The sequence below is a fragment of the Alkalihalobacterium elongatum genome (assembly GCF_019024285.1).
GTDB lineage: Bacteria > Bacillota > Bacilli > Bacillales > Bacillaceae_F > Alkalihalobacterium > Alkalihalobacterium elongatum.
Genome location: NZ_WMKZ01000006.1, coordinates 138,529 through 157,063 on the forward strand (window position 1 = coordinate 138,529; position 18,535 = coordinate 157,063).

An 18,535-nucleotide genomic window follows, 5' to 3' on the forward strand; every position below is an offset into this window, starting at 1 on the left:
TTGTTTGTACTTGACCACTTTTTATACAAATTCACGTAATATTTGACAAAGCAATCTATTTCTAACTTTAAAAAACAAAAAAGGAATGCCGTGAAACGACATTCCAAACAAAATTTATATAGAAGAAAGTACATTGAAGTAACGACCTTCTGGATGGGAAAATACCATCGCCGTTACAGAAGCTTCTGGTTCCATCATATATTCCTCTGTTAGCTCAATTCCAATTTTTTCAGGCTGAAGAAGTTTAAATAACTTCGCTTGATCTTCTAAATTCGGACAAGCTGGGTAGCCAAATGACACTCGCACTCCCTGATACTTTGCGGAAAAACGATCTTCCATCGTCATATCTACTGGATCTGGGAACCCCCATTGATCTCTCATTAGTTGATGAGTTCGCTCTGCAAACCCTTCAGCTAGTTCAAGTGCCGTAGCTTGAATTAAGTGACTAAATAAGTAATCACCTTCATCTTTTGCCTTCATCGCTTTCTCACGTACACCAATACCAGCTGTGACAGCTAAAAATCCAACATAATCCATTTCACCACTGTCAACAGGGCGCAAATAATCAGCTAAACATAAGTAAGGCTCATGATTTTGACGAGGAAATGAAAATCTTTCAATTTCTGTCTTTTGATCTTGAGGATCATAAATAATTACATCATTACCGTCACTTTGCGCTGGAAAGAATTGATACATGCCACGAGCTTCTAACAAACCATTTGTCTTAGCTTCAAATAAAAGGCTTTCAACTTTATCTTTCAATGATAGAGCTTTTTCATCACCCTCAGCTAATAAGCGACTTACTTTCCCTTGTAAACCTAAATGCTTACCGAGAAGCATCTGTAAATTAATATATGGTTCAAGGTGTGATATTTTATAATCCTTTAAAATATGCGGTTGTAAATCATTAGGCTTTTTAAGCGGCACTAATTGAGAAACCTGTGAGCGAGGAATCGTTGTTTTAACTTTTGTTTCAGTTTTTACTTCCTCATTATCCTTTTGAAGCATCTTTTTACGTTTTTCCTCTTCAAATTTTGCTCTTTCGTCTTCTTTTACAAGTTTGTTTGCTAAATCCAACCCGTTCATCGCATCTTTTGCATAGAGAACAACACCATCATATTCTGGAGAAATTCGGTTATCTGTAAATTTCCGAGTTAATGCCGCCCCACCTACAAGAATAGGGATAGAGATATTTTGTTCTTTTAAATCTTGTGCAGTAAGCACCATTTGTTGAGCAGATTTGACTAACAAACCTGATAAACCGACAGCTTGTGGTCTTTCTTTCTTAATTGCCTCTATTATTTCATTGGAAGTTACTTTAATTCCCAGGTTAACAATTTTAAAACCGTTATTCCCTAGAATGATCTCCACTAAGTTTTTACCGATATCATGAACATCTCCTTTTACAGTAGCAAGGAGAATTTTCCCTTTTCCATTATCATCTGATTTCTTCTCCATATACTGTTCAAGAAAAGCAACCGATGCTTTCATTACTTCAGCACTTTGAAGTACTTCTGCGACAATTAATTCATTGTTATTAAATAAACGACCAACCTCATCCATTCCATTCATAAGAGGGCCATTAATGATCTCTAATGGATCAGAAAACTTATCTAAAGCTTTTGTTAGATCTTCAATCAATCCTTCTTTAGTGCCTTCAACAATATAACTTGCTAGACGTTCCTCAAGAGTTAAGTTCGAGGCTTGAATTTTCTTTTCAACTTTTTTTCCTCGATAGAAAGCCGTAAACTCAGCTAGAGTCTCATCATTTGTTTCAAATAAAAGTCTGTCAGACAGTTGCTTTTCTTGTTCAGGAATCGATGCATAACGTTCTAATTTTTCTGTATTTACGATGGCATAATCAAGGCCAGCCTGTGTACAATGATATAAATAAACAGCATTTAACACTTCTCTTCCGACTGGAGGTAGCCCGAATGATACATTACTAACCCCAAGAATGGTTAAACAGTCAGGGAATGCTTCTTTAATAAGACGGATACCTTCTACCGTTTCTTTGGCAGATCCAATATATTGCTCATCGCCTGTTCCAACTGGAAATACAAGTGGATCAAAAATAAGATCATTCGGTTGAAGGCCGTATTTATTTACTAATAAATCATAGGATCTCTTAGCTACTTCAAGCTTTCTTTTTGCTGTGACAGCCATTCCTTCCTCGTCGATTGTACCCACTACTACCGCTGCTCCATAACGGTGGATAAGCGGAACCACTTTTTCAAATCGCTCTTCACCGTCCTCTAGGTTGATAGAGTTAATAATTGCCTTTCCTTGCGAATACGTAAGTGCAAGTTCGATTACCTCTTCATCCGTCGAGTCAATCATTAATGGGACTTTGACCTTATTTACTACATATTTTAAAAATTGTTCCATATCTTCTTTCTCTTCTCGGTCAGGATCAGCTAAACAAACATCGATGATATGTGCACCTTTTTTCACTTGAGACCTAGCAATTTCAGAAGCTTCTTCGTATAGACCATCAGCGATTAATGTTTTAAATTTACGTGACCCGATAACATTTGTTCTTTCACCGACAAACAACGGTCTCATACTTTCATCGTATACTAGCGGTTCGATACCTGAAACAGCGTGAGGATGGCCTGTATTAACTTTTCTCGGCTTATATTCTGTCATCGCTTCTGCCATCTCTTTAATATGAGCTGGTGTCGTACCACAGCAACCGCCGACTAAGTTCAACCAACCTTTTTCTGCAAATGCACTTAGCTTTTTCGTTAGTGATTGCGGTGTCTCATGATATTTACCATCTTCATCAGGCAGGCCTGCATTCGGATAACAACTAACGTATGAAGTCGATAACTCTGAAAGAGAACGAATGTGATCTTGCATAAACTCTGGACCTGTTGCACAGTTTAGACCAACAACTGTAGGTGCCATATGCTCAATCGACAAATAGAACGCCTCAATGTTTTGCCCGGCTAGAGTTGTTCCCATCGGTTCAATCGTCCCCGAAATTAAAATAGGTAATTTTACACTTAATTGTTTAAAAGCACGATCAATCCCTAAATATGCCGCCTTGACGTTCCTAGTATCTTGACTTGTTTCAAGTAAAAGTACATCAACTCCGCCTTTTATGAGACCAATTACTTGTTGTTCATACGCTTTAATGAGTTGATCGAAAGTTACTCCACCAGTTACTGATAACGATTTTGTAGTTGGACCCATCGCCCCTGCTACAAATCGAGGATGCTCTGGTGTTGAAAACTCTTCAGCGACTTTTTTTGCGATTTGAGCTGCCTTTATATTTAACTCTTCAGCTAAATGCTGTAAATCATAATCTTCTAATACGATATTCGTCGCACCAAATGTATTGGTTTCAACAAGATCAGCACCTGCTTCAAAATAAGCCCGATGAATATGTTCAATGACATGAGGAGCTGTAATATTTAAATATTCATTACAGCCCTCATACTCTTCCCCGCCAAAGTCTTCAGCCGTTAGATTAGCATCTTGAAGCATTGTACCCATCGCACCATCAAGTACAAGGATTTTTTTCTCTAATTGTTGTTCAAACTGGCTCTTCCCCATAATATCGATCCTTTCTAGCATCCAACTACTATCAAATATTTTTTCTATAATTGTTTAAATACTTCAGCTTACGATACAAAACAGTAGTTCTTGTATTTATTACACTTGATTTTGTAGTGACGGATTATAGCCTACTTGTTCATAAATGTACTGAGTTAACACTACCGTCATTTCATAACGCAGAAACGGTGTAATTAAATAGATGCCGTTAAAATATTTAATAGCCGTATCAATCAATGATTTTGCAATATGAATTCCTTCCATTTCAGCTCTTTCTTTATCATCCCCACAAGCTGCCATTCTCGAGCGAATTTCATCTGTCAGCTTAATTCCAGGAACTTCATTATGAAGAAACTCTGCATTTCTTGAACTGGTCAATGGCATTATCCCAAGATAAATAGGCTTTTTAATATGTTTAGTCGCTTCATATACATCCACAATTTGCTGTTCGCAATAGACTGGTTGTGTCATGAAATAGTCAGCACCAGCAGCAATTTTTTTCTCCATACGAATAACTGCTTTTTCCAACGAACGGACATTAGGATTAAACGCTGCTCCAACTGTAAAGTTCGCTTGCTGTCCAAGAGATTTTCCTGAAAACGAGATCCCTTCGTTTAGTTGTTTAATTAAAGAGATTAAATCAAATGACGTCAAATCATAAACCGAAGTAGCTCCAGGGAAATCTCCAACTTTTGTAGGATCACCAGTTACCGCTAACACTTGATTCATTCCTAGTGTATGAAGTCCCATCAGATGAGATTGAAGACCAATTAGGTTGCGATCACGACATGTTAGATGAACTAATGGCCTTGCACCTACTTGAGACTGCATCATGGCTCCCAATGCCATATTATCAACTCTTGGTGAAGCGAGCGAATTATCTGCTAAAGTAACTGCATCTACCCCCGCTTCATGAAGAGCCTTAGCTCCATCGAGAAATTTATTAACATGTAATTGCTTCGGTGGATCCAACTCTACAATAACTGCCGTTCGTTCCTTAGCAATTTCATCAATTGGTTTTTGAGATTCATTCGGGTTTCTCCTAACCTGAATAACGAGCTGTTTCTTCTTAACATCCTTTTTCGTAATCGGTTTGTACCCTTTTAATGCTGTCGCCATTGCTCGAATGTGATCAGGAGTTGTTCCACAACATCCCCCAAGTAAGCGCACTCCTTCATCACGAAACCGCAAAGCATTTTCTCCAAAATATTTAGGATTAGATTGGTAATAAAACCTTCCGTCTTCATAATCTGGCAAACTTGCATTCGGATAACAAGATAAGTAAGCATTATCGAATAACGGTACATCCTCTAATGATCGAATCATATGATAAGGACCCATGCGACAATTTAGTCCAACGACATTAGCCCCTGATTCAATCATGGTTGTGAGAGCTTCATTAACTGGTATACCACCATATAATACACCAATATCACCAAGTGCTACTTGAGCAACAATTGGTTTATCCGTCTTCTTTCTAGCTAACGAAATTACATTTTTTAACTCTTCCAAACTATAAAAAGTTTCAAACAATAAACCATCTGGACCTGCCTCTAACAGTACATCAAGTTGTTCTTCAAAACTACGGTAAATTTCTTCATCCGTTACATTCTTTGTTTGTAGGCCTGTGATGCCACCAACTGTCCCAAGTACAAAAGCATCAAGATCACGAACAGCACTTCTTGCAATCTCAACACCTTTTCGATTTAGCTCTGTTACTTTATTTTCAAATCCATAGTTTGCCAGTTTAATGGAATTAGCAGCATACGTATTGGTTTGGATAACATTTGCTCCTGCTTGAAGATACTCTTGATGAACTTGCAATATTTTTTCTCCATTGGTGAGGTTCAAATGTTCAAAGCAGCTTTCAGTTATCCCCTTTGAATAAAGCAGAGTTCCTATCGCTCCATCTCCTATTAATATCCTTTCTTTTAGTGCATCAAGAAAAGCCATATTCTTCCCCGTCCTTTTATCTTAGTTATTTCGTGATCGCCAAGCTTTCAAAAGCATTGATGAAATCCTTTTTTATATCTTCAACACTTTCTAACCCGACCGATAACCTTAACAAGCCGTTCGTAATTCCTCTTTGTTGACGTTCTTCACTCGGCATTGCCGCATGTGACATTGTTGCAGGGTAAGATAAGATGGATTCAACTGCTCCAAGACTAACCGCAAACACTGGCACTTCAACTTTTCCTACAAACTGTCTAACCGCTTCCTGATCTTTTAATTCAAATGAGAGCACAGCTCCGAACCCATCTGCCTGTTCTTTCTGTATCTCATATCCTGAATGGCTTTTTAGTCCTGGATAATAAACACGTTCTACAGCAGGTTGCTCCTGTAGCCAAAGAGCTAATTCGTTAGCAGCTTTTGATGAATGCTCCATACGAACATGTAATGTCTTTAGACCACGAAGTACAAGCCAGCAATCTTGCACACCTAGTACTGATCCAAATGAGTTTTGTAAGAAGGCCAATTGTTTACCTACCTCTTCATCTTTTACAACGGCTAAGCCTGCAATTACATCGCTATGACCCCCGATAAATTTTGTTGCACTATGTAATACAACATCTACTCCTAGTTCAATTGGTCTTTGGAGTGCTGGCGTCATAAATGTATTATCTACAAAAGTTAAACATTCGTATTTCTTTGCTAATGCTACAACTCCTCTTAAATCAGTGATTTTCATCGTAGGATTAGAAGGTGTTTCAACATAAATTACTTTCGTATTTTCTTGAATACTTGCTTCTATCTCATCTAATTTTGTCATGTCTACAAATGTGTACTCTATTCCAAGCCGATTTAACACTTGGGTTACAAATCGGAAAGTACCACCATATACATCTGTTGTAACAACAACATGATCTCCTTTTGATAAAAGCATAAATGCCGTTGATATAGCCGCCATTCCTGATGCAAAAGCAAAACCTTGAACACCGCCTTCTAATTCTGCGATCGTTTCTTCTAACGCTGCTCTCGTAGGGTTGCCAGAACGCCCGTAATCAAATGTTCCAAACTGATCAAAATCAAATTGGTGAAAAGTAGAAGCATGCTGAATTGGAACACTTACTGCTCCAGTCTCTTTATCTATTTTGTGGTTATTATGCAGTAGACGCGTTTGAAAAGTAAATGGTTCTGTCATTTTTTTCATCCCTTCTATGAATTCACGTGGTTAAAAGCTTGCTCAAGATCAGCTATTAGATCTCTGCAGTTTTCAATTCCTACTGAAAAACGTAATAGTCGATCACAAACACCGTTGGCTATACGCACCTCTTCAGGCATATCCGCATGAGTTTGTGTCGTTGGGTAAGTCATTAGACTTTCCACTCCACCTAAACTTTCAGCAAATGAAATTAACTTCATTTGTTTTAAAAATGGATTGACCCAATTGGCATCTTTAATGCGAAAAGATAACATTCCTCCACGCCCAGGGTATAGTACTTCAGTTACTCCAGAATGAGCTTCAAGATATGCAGCAATTTCACGCGCATTCTTTTGATGTTGTTCCATTCGTAATGATAATGTCTTCATCCCCCGGATAAGTAACCACGAATCAAATGGGCTTAAAATAGCCCCCATCCCATTGTGGAAATAGGCAATACGTTCACAAAGCTCCTCACCTTTAGCAACGATTAAACCCGCAATAACATCATTATGGCCCCCTAGATATTTTGAAGCACTATGGATAACGATATCTGCACCTTCAGAAATCGGCTGTTGTAACAATGGTGTATAGAATGTGTTGTCAACAATTAATAGTAGGTTGTGCTTTTTAGCAACTTGACCTAGTTTAGTTATATCCGCCTCCTGCATTAATGGGTTGGTTGGACTTTCTATAAATAACGCTTTTGTATTTTTATTAATTAATTGTTCAAAAGTCTCTATGTCTCTTGGGTCACCATATGTAAATGATAGCCCCCAATTTTTCCAGCCTTTCTCAAATAACCGATACGTACCACCATATAAATCACTAGAAGCTAAAATTTCATCCCCTTGCTGAAATAGAGAAAAAACCGTTTGGATGGCTGACATCCCTGAACTACAGGCAAACCCTTGATCTCCTTGTTCTAACTCGGCAATGGCTTTTTCTAAAACTAATCGGGTTGGGTTTCCTGTTCTTGAATAATCAAAACCAGTCGATTCTCCAATTCCAGAATGACGATAGGCGGTTGAAAAATATACAGGTGTGTTAATTGTTCCTGTATGCTCATCAAGTCTATTTCCAATTTGAACTAATTTGGTTTCTAGTTGGTCTTTATTCATCATGTCTCTCCTCCGCTCTTATCGATGCAAAAAGCCTTCCTCTTATAAATAAGAAGAAGGCTAAGAATACAATTCCATTAACTAAGCTCCTTCTTATCTATCAAGCCTTTACGCTTGCTGGAATTAGCACCTGACTGCACAAAATACAGCTGGTTGCTGAGACTTCACCGGGCCATTCCCTCCGTCTCTCTTGATAAGAACATGTAAATTTTCAATTTTCACTTGTTACTAAATTACATGAATTGAGTGAAAAAAGCAATAGGTTTTATATTAATAACTAAATTTTATTCGAAAATAAACGACAAATTACGTATTTCTACTACTATTAGCTCGTTTCTTCACCTATCACATCAAATTTGGCTCTAAAAAGCTTACGAATTAACAAGTCTTCTAGCGCTTATCACTGTATTTATTCTGGTGTAGCATCTACTATGAGGTTATCTTCATTTCCACAGACACAACGTATAAAACCTGTTTCATATTTCCCGTCTTTACCCTGACTTCCACGTAGGATAAACTTTTCACCACATTTAGGACAACGAATTACGACTCGATACCTTACATTTTCAGTCATACTTTCACTCCTAACGATAATTCAAATTTGCCATTTTTACTTTGTGTATACTAAACGTCCAAAGACCAATCATAAATAAAAGCATCGTAATATGAATATACCTATCCATTGTTAATAATATTAAATCATAGCTCCCGTGAAGTAAAATTGGTAAAAATAGCGAAAATAATATATACCTATTTTGACGTTCTTTAGAAAACTTTGCTTTTCCTAAATAATATCCCATAATAACTCCAAACAATGCATGACTACTTACAGGAAATAACGCCCGCAGCCAAGCGGTTTGTAAACCATTTGCTATAAGATAAAAAAAATTTTCAACCGAAGCAAAGCCTAATGACAAGGAAACCCCATATATAATACCATCATATGTTTTATTAAAGGTAGCATGCTTATAAGCAAAGAAAAAAAGGAGGAACCATTTAAAAAACTCTTCAGTAAATGCATACCCGAAGAACGCTATCGTAAACTCTGAAGTAAATACTCCTTCTACTTCAAATGCGTACTGAATTACCATTACTGGGAAAACTAGAAGGGCACCAATAATGAAAGTCTTTATGACCATTAACAAAGCTTGGCTACTGACATCGTTTTTTAAGTAAAAATAACAAAATAAAGCCATCGCTGGACCAGTGGTTGCTGTTATGAGCGAAAACAACTTATTTCCAATCCTCTCTAAACTACAATTATTTCTCTATATTTTAAATCCTTTCTCTATGTCACCGCCAGATGAAATTAAAACAGCAAGCTTTATTCTTGCCTTCTTTGAGTCATAGTCTTTACCTAAAAAGACCCCTCGTAATTTCAAATCATGAGCACTACCACGATAATCATACGAAGTGTGTACTTGTCCTTCCTCTGCACTTGTAGTAACAACAATCCGAACCCCAGCTTTTATTGCTGCAGAAATATCATCTACCATATGTGGAGAAACTTGACCTCTCCCTACACCTTCTAAGACTATTCCTTTAGCCCCTTCACGGACAGCGCATCTTATAAATTTTCCATCTGCACCTGCGTAGCATTTAATGATCTCAACTTGCGGTAACTCATTAGCTATTTGATAACAATCTCTTTCTAGTGGCTTTTGATATACACTTACGACATCATTATCGATAATTCCTAAATAACCATAGCCAAAAGACTCGAACCCTTGCATATTTGAAGCATGTACCTTTTTAACGTATTTCGCTGACCAAATTCGCTCATTAAATACAATGACAGTCCCTACATTATCTAAACTCTCATCTACAGCAACATAAATTGAATTACGAAGGTTTGAATACACATCTGTCCCTATATCATCGGGAGAACGTTGCGAACCTGTAACAACAATTTTCCTTTGATCTGTAACAGCTAAATCTAAAAAGTAAGCTGACTCCTCTAAAGAGTCTGTTCCGTGCGTTACGACTATTCCACTTATTGACTCGTCCTCAAAAACTTCATCAATCTTTTTCTTTAATTCAAGCATCCGATCAAAATCAATATGCATACTAGGAAGTTGAAATAGGCTATGTACCTCTACTTGTATATCGGATGGCAAACGGCATAGCGCAGCCAGTTCTTCACCTGTTAGTTCTCCAGATGATAGCAAGCCACTTGCAATTTTTTTTGAAGCGATTGTGCCCCCTGTTGTAATTAAAGCAACCTTTCTCATATTCTTATCTCCCTGTCTTTTTGATATTAACTTTTAGCTTTATAACCTCTAGAGGTTATAAGTATTGAGCGTTGAACTTTTTAACAGAAAAGCCCCCAGCTACTATTTTCCAATATCTCTTCTAGCTATTTCAGCTGCAATTAATCCACCATGAAAACGACCGTTTTCAATAAAAATCTCATTGGCGTTATTTCCAGCTGCAATAACACCTGCAATGAAAATCCCTTCCACATTCGTTTCCATTGTTGTCTCATTATAAACTGGGCGTCCAGACTCCTGTTCACTACCAACCCCCATCTTATTCAAAAATGAATGATCAGGATGATAGCCAGTCATCGCAAATACAAAATCAGCTTTTTCCTCTCTCTGCCTACCATGCACTTCATAAATTACGGTTTCTTTAGTAATTTCAGTTACTTCGGCATTAAAAACCATTTGAATATTTTCATTATTAATTAAAGATACAAACTCCGGCAGGATCCAAGGCTTCACACTTTTTGAAAATTCATGACCACGATATAAAACAGTTACTCTTGCACCCACTCTTTCTAGTTCAAGTGCAGCATCTACTGCCGAATTCTTTCCTCCAATGATAACGACATCCTTATCAAAGTATGGATGAGCTTCTTTAAAATAATGAAACACATGATTAAGATCTTCGCCTTTAACCCCCATCATATTTGGATGATCATAATAACCAGTTGCAATAATGACATACTTACATCGATATTCAACAGTTGACTCTTGATTTTTATATGTAACTACTGTTAGTGTTCCATCACTTTTTTTTGTAACTCCCGACACTTTTTCATATGCATTAATACGTATTCCTTTTCGTTTAACTACTTCACGGTAATAAGAAAGCGCTTGATTACGCTTGGGCTTTCTTTCAACAGTTACAAAGGGAACTCCACCGATTTCTAGCTTCTCACTCGTACTAAAAAATGTTTGATGTGTAGGGTATCTGTATATGGAACTAACAATATTATCTTTTTCAATCACTAACGGGTTATACCCTTGCTCCATTAAAGCAATCGCAGCTGCTAAACCACAAGGACCTCCACCTACGATTATAACCTCTTCTTCGATCATATCACTTTCCACCCCTTGTTTCGTCTCTAACAACTATAAACCCTTGCATTCATTCGATGCAAGGGTTGTAGTTTATTATATGATATTTCTTCTGTTTCTCTAGATTATTATACCCAGCCTCTAAATCTAGAAGCTTCAGCCATTTTCCGAACACCGACCATGTATGCAGCTAATCGCATGTTAACCTTTCTTCCTCGCGAAAGGTTATATATATTATTAAAAGCTTGTACCATTACTTTTTCTAGTTTTGCTTCTACTTCTTCTTCTGTCCAGTAATACCCTTGGTTATTTTGAACCCATTCAAAATAAGAAACCGTAACACCACCCGCACTAGCTAGTACATCGGGGACGATGAGAACATCCTTCTCAGTAAGTATACGAGTACCTTCTAACGTTGTTGGACCATTTGCAGCCTCAACAACGATTTTCGCTTTTATATCTGCTGCATTTTCCTCAGTAATCTGATTTTCAATAGCAGCGGGTACAAGGATATCACAATCGAGCTCTAGTAGTTCTTTATTTGAAATCGTTTCTTTAAATAGATTAGTTACCGTACCAAAGCTATCGCGACGATCGAGTAGATATTCAATATCTAGACCATCTGGATCATGGAGAGCACCGTATGCATCTGAAATCCCGATCACTTTTGCCCCTTGGTCATGCATGAATTTTGCTAGGAAGCTTCCTGCATTACCGAATCCTTGAATTACAACACGCGCACCTTCTATATCAATTCCTTTTTTCTTAGCTGCTTCCCTGATACAAATCGTAACACCCTTCGCAGTAGCCGATTCACGACCGTGCGATCCACCGAGTACAATCGGCTTCCCAGTTATAAAACCTGGGGAGTCAAATTCACGAATTCTACTATATTCATCAAGCATCCAAGCCATAATCTGTGAGTTTGTAAAAACATCTGGAGCTGGAATATCCTTCGTCGGTCCAACTACCTGGCTAATGGCACGTACGTATCCACGACTTAATCTTTCTAATTCTCGGAAAGACATATCGCGAGGATCACAAACAATACCGCCTTTACCTCCACCGTATGGTAAATCAACAATTCCAGCTTTAAGGCTCATCCATATTGATAGCGCTTTCACTTCAGTTTCCGTTACACTTGGATGGAATCGTACTCCACCTTTTGTCGGACCTACAGCATCATTATGTTGCGCACGGTATCCAGTAAAGATTTTAGTTGAACCATCATCCATTCGAACTGGAATTCGAACGGTTAACATTCTAACTGGTTCTTTCATCAACTCATACATTTCATCTGCATAGCCCAGTTTATCTAATGCCTCTTTTATTACTTTTTGCGTGGAAAATAAAACATTCATATTTTCCTTTTCTTTAGATTCAGCTTCCTGCATGTCCTTCTCTACCATGAAATTCACCTCGAAGATATAATCAAACAAAAGTGTAATTATATTAAAAACTTACCTTCTATAACTATAAAGAAAAAGACTTAGTTTTTCCACCCATTGCTACAAAAAAAATAAAATGTCTGCTCACTTTCTAATGAGCAAACATTTTATCATAATAATATTTCTATTTTTTTGTTGAGAGCTCTACTAACCGTTCAATCATATCTTCATAAGATAATCCGATTTCTCTTGCAGCATCAGGGTAGAGGCTCGTTGGAGTCATCCCTGGAAGTGTATTTACTTCTAGTATTACAGGTTCACTACCGTCCTTAGGAACAATGAAATCAACACGAGAGTAGATATCGCACCCTAATGCTTGATGCGCAAGTACAGCATTTATTTGAAGTAAATTCGTAACTTCATCAGTCACTCGAGCAGGTACAATATGCTCACTCATACCTGGTGCATACTTTGCCTCATAATCATAATATTTATTTTTGGGAACAATTTCAACAACTGGTAATGCTTTTTCTTCTCCTTTATTCCCCATAACAGCAACCGTTACTTCGACACCATCAATAAACTCTTCGATTAAAACGGTATCGTCAAACTTAAACGCTTCTTCAATACCAGTTAATAACTCTTGTTCATCCTGCGCAATCGTTAACCCGATTGTTGACCCTTCTTGATTAGGCTTAACAACTGCTGGATAATTTGAATGCCATTTAAATTGTTCTTTTTCATAACTATGTTTATATAGAACCATTTCTCCAGCTACGCGGATTCCACTTTTGTGAAAAAATGTTTTAGCCTTAGCCTTATCCATTGCTAAAGCTGATCCTAATACCCCTGATCCCACGTAAGGAATATCTAACATTTCAAGTAAAGCTTGAATTCTACCATCTTCTCCGTATCGTCCATGTAAACCAATATATACAATATCGACATTTAGTTCGATAATTTCTTTAATTCGCTGTGGATGAAAATCAATACCGATTACTTCATGTCCTTTTTTAGAAAGGGCATCAATAATTCCTTTACCAGAAGACAAAGAAACTTCTCGCTCAGCTGATGTCCCACCGTACAATACACCAATTTTCATATTGAGTATCACTCCTAAAATAATATGTATCCTCATTATATTCGCCTATAAAGTTGTTGCTACAACGCAACAAAAATTACCATAACCTCTAATATAATAACACGAAGTAAAGAAAAGCGTAAGGGTCCTCAACTCGCGGGGGCAGAGACATAAAAAGCCCCTTTCTAGATGAGACTAGGAAACTACGAGATAATAAATGACTTTTTTCTATAAGATTGTTACTTTTTATCTATTGGACCGTTAACCAAACCCAAGCTTGGTTTTTCACGCTCTGACGTGAAGCTTTAGCACAAAGTTTACGAAAAAATCCTAATAAAAAACGCCCCTTATTTTAGGGGCGCAACATTTAAGGTCGTTTGACAAATGTATGAAACGTCCTATAAATCGCTTCGACTTTCATTAGTTCTTTTCCGTATTCTGCGATCCAGTGGGTGGTTGTAGTAGAAGGGTTACCAAATTCCGATAATAAAGCGATAAAGGAATCATCATCAACTCCGATTAAATCATATTCTTCAAATTTTAGATAAAATTTATTGTCACAAGAGAATAATGTTCCACCAACAACCCCAAATGGATACAGCCTAGAAGATAATGCAATTACGTCTTCAAAGCTGTCAAACTCATAAAATACTTCATCACTTTCATCGAGTGTTACCTTCATTTCAATGTATCCATCATCGTAATCATCTTCATATTCATCATCGTCTTTTGACCCTTTTGTTACAATAATGACCATACCTTGTGCAGGCATGACAAAGACTTCGACAGCGACTGGACCATCTGCTTTGAAACCTAATTCATCATCTGCTTCTGACATCATTTCACGAAATAGGTCATGCACTTTTGGACCATCCATCCACAAATCTTCCTTTGTCATCCCTCTTTCTTTCAGGTCATCAAAAGTTAAAAAAATTTTTATTTTATCCATGGTTAAACGCTCTAAACGCATCTATGACCCTCCCTGTGCCAGGCTTATCGCCCCAGACCGTTCATTGAACGGTTAATGCGTATATTGTACCGTTTGTTGTCGTAATTGTTACTATAAGATATGTCAGAGGAACGTCGATGGTTCTTGGTTTACAATCATTTCCTAAGAATTAGATTAACGTTTTAAGTGAGCAGATAACCAACTTTCCCATTCTTGTTTCGTTACACCAACAACATATTTTCCATACTGTTGCTCATCCTTTTCTGACATGTAAATTAATGCAGTGCCGCCTACACCAATTATTAAATCTTCGAATGTTTTATGAAGATGATCAATAAGCGCAAATGTACTTGGAAGGTTGAGAGATAACGTGCAAGAGGTAAAGAAAAACTTTGCTCCTACTTCTTTAATAACCAGTTCAACATCCCTCTCGGGTATACCTCCACCTAAATAAACGACTTCAAATCCCTTTCGTCTTAAAAACAATGTAAAAATAAGTAAGCCTAATTCATGCTTCTCCTGTGGACCGCAAACTGCAACTACTTTTGGCAAATAGCCATCAACAGGAAAACTTTGGAATATATTCCCTATTTTTGTTCTTAAGAAACTAGATATAAAGTGCTCATGAGCAACAGTTATCTCACCTTTTTCCCACATATCACCAACTGTTACTAATAATGGGCCTAGTATTTCAATCGTAACCTTCTCTACATTAAAAAGACTAAATGCTTGATTCATTAATTCATGGGCTTTATTTTCTCTGAATTGAAGTAAAGCTTCTAAAATTTCATCCGCTAATTGTTCAGAGTAATCGTCCTTTTTCTTATCCGCTGTAATATCAAAAATAATATTACCTTTCTCCATAAGCCCCACCGCTTGACCTATTGTGAAACCATTATTCACCTTTTCAATAAGCCAGCGTAAGATCGCTACATGTTCCTCCGTATATAACCTGTGTCCAGCAGGATTCCTGACAGGCTCTATCATTTTATATCTTCTTTCCCAAGCTCTGAGTGTACCAGGTTGAATTCCGAGCATTTGGCATATTGCTTTAATATTATATTTACCTTCTTTTGAAGACATTGAACTTCCTCCAAACCACCAACTTTTATTATCTTTAGTATAATAGAGGAAAACGTTTGTGTAAACTTTGTATAATAAACGCTTAATAAATATTTCAGTTAGATCGTAACGTGATCAAATGAGTTTCTGCTCTAGCCCCTAAACGTAGTGTTAATCCAGTTGTCCCATAACCATTACTAATAAAAAGTGTTGTATTATTCCGCTTCTTCAATCCGCCGATTTCTGATATTCCATAACCGAACACACGAATTTGCCCCCCATGCGTATGACCAGATAACACTAAACTAATGTTGTTCTCATCTTGTATTTGTTCAACAATACTAGGATTATGGCTAATTAATATCCGAAATCCTTCGTCACTATCTTGAAGAGCCAGGTCTAAACGATCTCTTTCGCAACCCACATCATCGACACCTAACAATACCACTTTTTCTTCATTGTTTTCATATGTAATTGCTGTATTATCTAATATTTGTACGCCTTTTTCAAGCAAGGTTGCATCCAGCCTTCTAAAATCACCTTCATAATCATTATTCCCCCAAACAAAATGAATAGGGCCTAAAGTTCGAAGTAATTCAAGATTTTTTTCAATATTTGAAAATGGAACTTTTCTCTCTAGCATATCTCCACCAATAATAACTAAATCAACTTTTCCTTTGACTTGGCTAATTATTTCCGTATCAATTATGCGAAAATGTAGATCAGAAATAAAAAAAATCCTCATTCCGTCAAAAGATTGAGGAAAATTAGGAAATTTAAGTTCTATTTCACTAACATGATTGCGAAATGCCTCTTTATACATAAAGAATAATAAACAGGTACCTAGCAAAATTGCTATACTACCAATAATAATATAAATCACAATTTCCCATTTCTCCTTTACGAATTTCTATCATAAACTTTTCCTTCATTAGCCTCCATTATACCATATGTAATAGCTAAAATTATGCCCAGAAAACCTATAAGTGGATGTAGTACGATTTGAAGGATAAATGAACATATTGTACAAATAGCGATTACGGTTTCACCAGGATAAATAGGCATCTTATTCAAATAAGGAACGATTACTTTTAATATAATGCCCTTTACTAGAAAAGCTAACGCTAAAAATCCTAAAATAAATAAAATAGTTGCACCTAGAATTGAAAATGGCGAAAAAATTAACTCCCCTAACCATTCAGAGAAGGATATAGAAAATGGAGAAGGTATTGTTCGGGCGGAGCCACTAATACATATATTTCCGACGATTATTAGTAGTAACTTTCTAACTATCCAATTATTCAAATTACAGCTGCTCCCCTCAAAAAAAAAAAAATACAAAAAAAGTAAGAGGAGGACTAACCAGTTCTCCTCTTACTACCAAAATATATCGGCTAATTATTTTTTAGTACAATAAAATTCCACGAGCACTATTTTATCAACCACCAAGATTACAACTTAAGTAAACATTATCTCTAATGGCAGACATCCTTCTAGTCCTTGAGGCTATTTCTTCAGAATTCACCATTTTCCTTGCCACACCAGTTTCTAAGGCAGCTTGCGCAACACTCTTTGCTACTTCTGGTGCAACTCTCGGGTCAAAAGGATTAGGAATAATGTAATCTGGCTTTAGCTCATTTTCAGATACTAAACTTGCAATCGCATAAACAGCTGCAATTTTCATACTTTCATTTATATCAGTCGCAAAAACATCCAATGCCCCTCTAAATATACCTGGGAAGGCTAAAACATTATTCACTTGATTCGGAAAATCCGACCTTCCTGTCCCAACAATTCTTGCACCCGCATCAACTGCATCACTAGGTAAAATTTCTGGGTTAGGATTTGCCATTGCGAAAATAATTGGATCACTATTCATGGAGCGCACCATCGCTTTTGTTAGTGCACCTTCCACAGATACACCTATAAACACATCAGTGCCTACAATCACATCTGCTAAAGTTCCTTCCAGTCTTTCATTGTTTGTATATTCAGAAACTTCTTCCTTTACTGGATTCATTCCATAAGGACGACCTTTAAATATCGCACCTTTTGAGTCACATAAAATAATATGCTGTACACCCATTGAGTTCAATAGCTTTACGATAGCGATACCTGCTGAACCTGCTCCATTGATTACTACTTTTATATCAGAAAGCCCTTTTTTTGTTAATTTTAGTGAATTCAACAATCCAGCTGCTGTGACAATCGCTGTCCCATGTTGATCATCATGAAATACTGGAATATTCATCTCTTTTTTCAGTCGTTCTTCAATAATAAAGCAATTCGGTGCTGCAATATCTTCTAGATTAATACCACCAAACGTAGGTTGAAGAAGCTTTACAGTGCGAATGATCTCTTCTACATCGTTCGTGTCAAGACAAATCGGAAAAGCATCCACTCCAGCAAAGGATTTAAATAATAACGCTTTTCCTTCCATAACAGGCATAGCTGCTTCAGGACCAATATTACCTAAACCTAATACCGCTGTACCGTCAGATACAACAGCAACAGTATTTCCTTTCATCGTGTAATCAAATACACGATCTTGGTCATTTGCAATTTCCTTACAGGGTTCAGCTACCCCTGGTGAATACGCTAAGCTTAAGTCACGCGTATTCTGCACTGATACTTTTGAGATTACTTCAAGCTTTCCTTGATGCTCTTTATGCATCCGTAAGGCTTCTTCCTTTAAAGTCATTTTGTTCTCTCACTCCTGTTTTTTTATTTTCTGATTTTTTAAAATATTTATGTTATTTTAATACATCACACTGTTAAAATCAACCAACATTTAATAAATATTGTGTATTATTTGAGAACTTTTCTATTTCCGAAAGATTTCTAGGAAGAAAAGAGGCTGGGACAAAACCCAGTAAATAAAAAATAGAGTGGCATTCACCCTAATGAGGGTGAGTGCCACTCTTTATTT

General features: G+C 37.0%; 15 protein-coding genes and 1 riboswitch. All 15 genes read right to left on the reverse strand.

The features are described 5' to 3' along the window. Positions 1-114: 114 nt before the first annotated feature. The 15 genes from metH to GKP30_RS09980 all read right to left on the reverse strand — a co-directional run bounded on the left by metH (position 115) and on the right by GKP30_RS09980 (position 18,307). Positions 115-3,561: a methionine synthase gene (gene metH, locus GKP30_RS09910; protein WP_216829273.1), complete on the reverse strand. Its 3,447-nt coding sequence runs from the start codon at positions 3,559-3,561 to the stop codon at positions 115-117. A 99-nt stretch (positions 3,562-3,660) separates the two neighbouring features. Continuing rightward, positions 3,661-5,514: a bifunctional homocysteine S-methyltransferase/methylenetetrahydrofolate reductase gene (locus tag GKP30_RS09915; RefSeq protein ID WP_216829274.1), complete on the reverse strand. Its 1,854-nt coding sequence runs from the start codon at positions 5,512-5,514 to the stop codon at positions 3,661-3,663. Between the two features lie 25 nt (positions 5,515-5,539). Continuing rightward, entirely contained in the window at positions 5,540-6,703 is a 1,164-nt protein-coding gene (gene metC, locus GKP30_RS09920; RefSeq protein ID WP_216829275.1) for a cystathionine beta-lyase, read from the reverse strand. Between the two features lie 14 nt (positions 6,704-6,717). Next, positions 6,718-7,824 (reverse strand): methionine biosynthesis PLP-dependent protein, encoded by a 1,107-nt coding sequence (locus GKP30_RS09925; protein WP_216829293.1) that lies wholly within the window; start codon positions 7,822-7,824, stop codon positions 6,718-6,720. Between the two features lie 90 nt (positions 7,825-7,914). Then, a riboswitch (SAM riboswitch) is annotated at positions 7,915-8,024 on the reverse strand. 209 nt (positions 8,025-8,233) lie between these two features. Next, entirely contained in the window at positions 8,234-8,398 is a 165-nt protein-coding gene (locus GKP30_RS09930) for a hypothetical protein (RefSeq protein WP_216829276.1), read from the reverse strand. 10 nt (positions 8,399-8,408) lie between these two features. Next, positions 8,409-9,056, reverse strand: a complete 648-nt coding sequence (gene prsW / locus GKP30_RS09935) for a glutamic-type intramembrane protease PrsW (RefSeq protein ID WP_216829277.1) — start codon at positions 9,054-9,056, stop codon at positions 8,409-8,411. Positions 9,057-9,092: 36 nt separating this feature from the next. Next, a complete protein-coding gene (locus GKP30_RS09940) occupies positions 9,093-10,055 on the reverse strand; it encodes an asparaginase (protein ID WP_216829278.1) in 963 nt (320 codons plus the stop codon). A gap of 102 nt (positions 10,056-10,157) precedes the next feature. Beyond that, a complete protein-coding gene (locus tag GKP30_RS09945; RefSeq protein ID WP_216829279.1) occupies positions 10,158-11,147 on the reverse strand; it encodes a YpdA family putative bacillithiol disulfide reductase in 990 nt (329 codons plus the stop codon). A gap of 107 nt (positions 11,148-11,254) precedes the next feature. Next, entirely contained in the window at positions 11,255-12,535 is a 1,281-nt protein-coding gene (locus GKP30_RS09950) for a Glu/Leu/Phe/Val family dehydrogenase (RefSeq protein ID WP_236034998.1), read from the reverse strand. A 163-nt stretch (positions 12,536-12,698) separates the two neighbouring features. Continuing rightward, positions 12,699-13,616, reverse strand: a complete 918-nt coding sequence (locus GKP30_RS09955; protein ID WP_216829280.1) for a D-alanine--D-alanine ligase family protein — start codon at positions 13,614-13,616, stop codon at positions 12,699-12,701. A gap of 346 nt (positions 13,617-13,962) precedes the next feature. After that, a complete protein-coding gene (locus GKP30_RS09960) occupies positions 13,963-14,565 on the reverse strand; it encodes a genetic competence negative regulator (RefSeq protein WP_216829281.1) in 603 nt (200 codons plus the stop codon). Between the two features lie 153 nt (positions 14,566-14,718). After that, positions 14,719-15,627: a MerR family transcriptional regulator gene (locus GKP30_RS09965; RefSeq protein WP_216829282.1), complete on the reverse strand. Its 909-nt coding sequence runs from the start codon at positions 15,625-15,627 to the stop codon at positions 14,719-14,721. A gap of 94 nt (positions 15,628-15,721) precedes the next feature. Continuing rightward, complete coding sequence (locus GKP30_RS09970; RefSeq protein WP_407928606.1) at positions 15,722-16,486, reverse strand: metallophosphoesterase; 765 nt, start codon at positions 16,484-16,486, stop codon at positions 15,722-15,724. Between the two features lie 20 nt (positions 16,487-16,506). Next, positions 16,507-16,911 (reverse strand): hypothetical protein, encoded by a 405-nt coding sequence (locus GKP30_RS09975; RefSeq protein ID WP_216829283.1) that lies wholly within the window; start codon positions 16,909-16,911, stop codon positions 16,507-16,509. A gap of 133 nt (positions 16,912-17,044) precedes the next feature. Next, on the reverse strand, positions 17,045-18,307 hold the full coding sequence (locus tag GKP30_RS09980) for an NAD(P)-dependent malic enzyme (protein ID WP_216829284.1): 1,263 nt from the start codon (positions 18,305-18,307) through the stop codon (positions 17,045-17,047). Positions 18,308-18,535: the final 228 nt, after the last annotated feature.

Excerpts from the sequence above, each read along its gene's own strand:
- GKP30_RS09965 (WP_216829282.1), bottom strand. The coding sequence starts at position 15,627 with ATGTCTTCAAAAGAAGGTAAATATAATATTAAAGCAATATGCCAAATG.
- GKP30_RS09950 (WP_236034998.1), bottom strand. The coding sequence starts at position 12,535 with ATGGTAGAGAAGGACATGCAGGAAGCTGAATCTAAAGAAAAGGAAAAT.
- GKP30_RS09930 (WP_216829276.1), bottom strand. The coding sequence starts at position 8,398 with ATGACTGAAAATGTAAGGTATCGAGTCGTAATTCGTTGTCCTAAATGT.
- GKP30_RS09980 (WP_216829284.1), bottom strand. The coding sequence starts at position 18,307 with ATGACTTTAAAGGAAGAAGCCTTACGGATGCATAAAGAGCATCAAGGA.
- GKP30_RS09940 (WP_216829278.1), bottom strand. The coding sequence starts at position 10,055 with ATGAGAAAGGTTGCTTTAATTACAACAGGGGGCACAATCGCTTCAAAA.
- metC (WP_216829275.1), bottom strand. The coding sequence starts at position 6,703 with ATGACAGAACCATTTACTTTTCAAACGCGTCTACTGCATAATAACCAC.
- metH (WP_216829273.1), bottom strand. The coding sequence starts at position 3,561 with ATGGGGAAGAGCCAGTTTGAACAACAATTAGAGAAAAAAATCCTTGTA.
- GKP30_RS09960 (WP_216829281.1), bottom strand. The coding sequence starts at position 14,565 with ATGCGTTTAGAGCGTTTAACCATGGATAAAATAAAAATTTTTTTAACT.
- GKP30_RS09945 (WP_216829279.1), bottom strand. The coding sequence starts at position 11,147 with ATGATCGAAGAAGAGGTTATAATCGTAGGTGGAGGTCCTTGTGGTTTA.
- GKP30_RS09925 (WP_216829293.1), bottom strand. The coding sequence starts at position 7,824 with ATGAATAAAGACCAACTAGAAACCAAATTAGTTCAAATTGGAAATAGA.
- GKP30_RS09915 (WP_216829274.1), bottom strand. The coding sequence starts at position 5,514 with ATGGCTTTTCTTGATGCACTAAAAGAAAGGATATTAATAGGAGATGGA.
- GKP30_RS09955 (WP_216829280.1), bottom strand. The coding sequence starts at position 13,616 with ATGAAAATTGGTGTATTGTACGGTGGGACATCAGCTGAGCGAGAAGTT.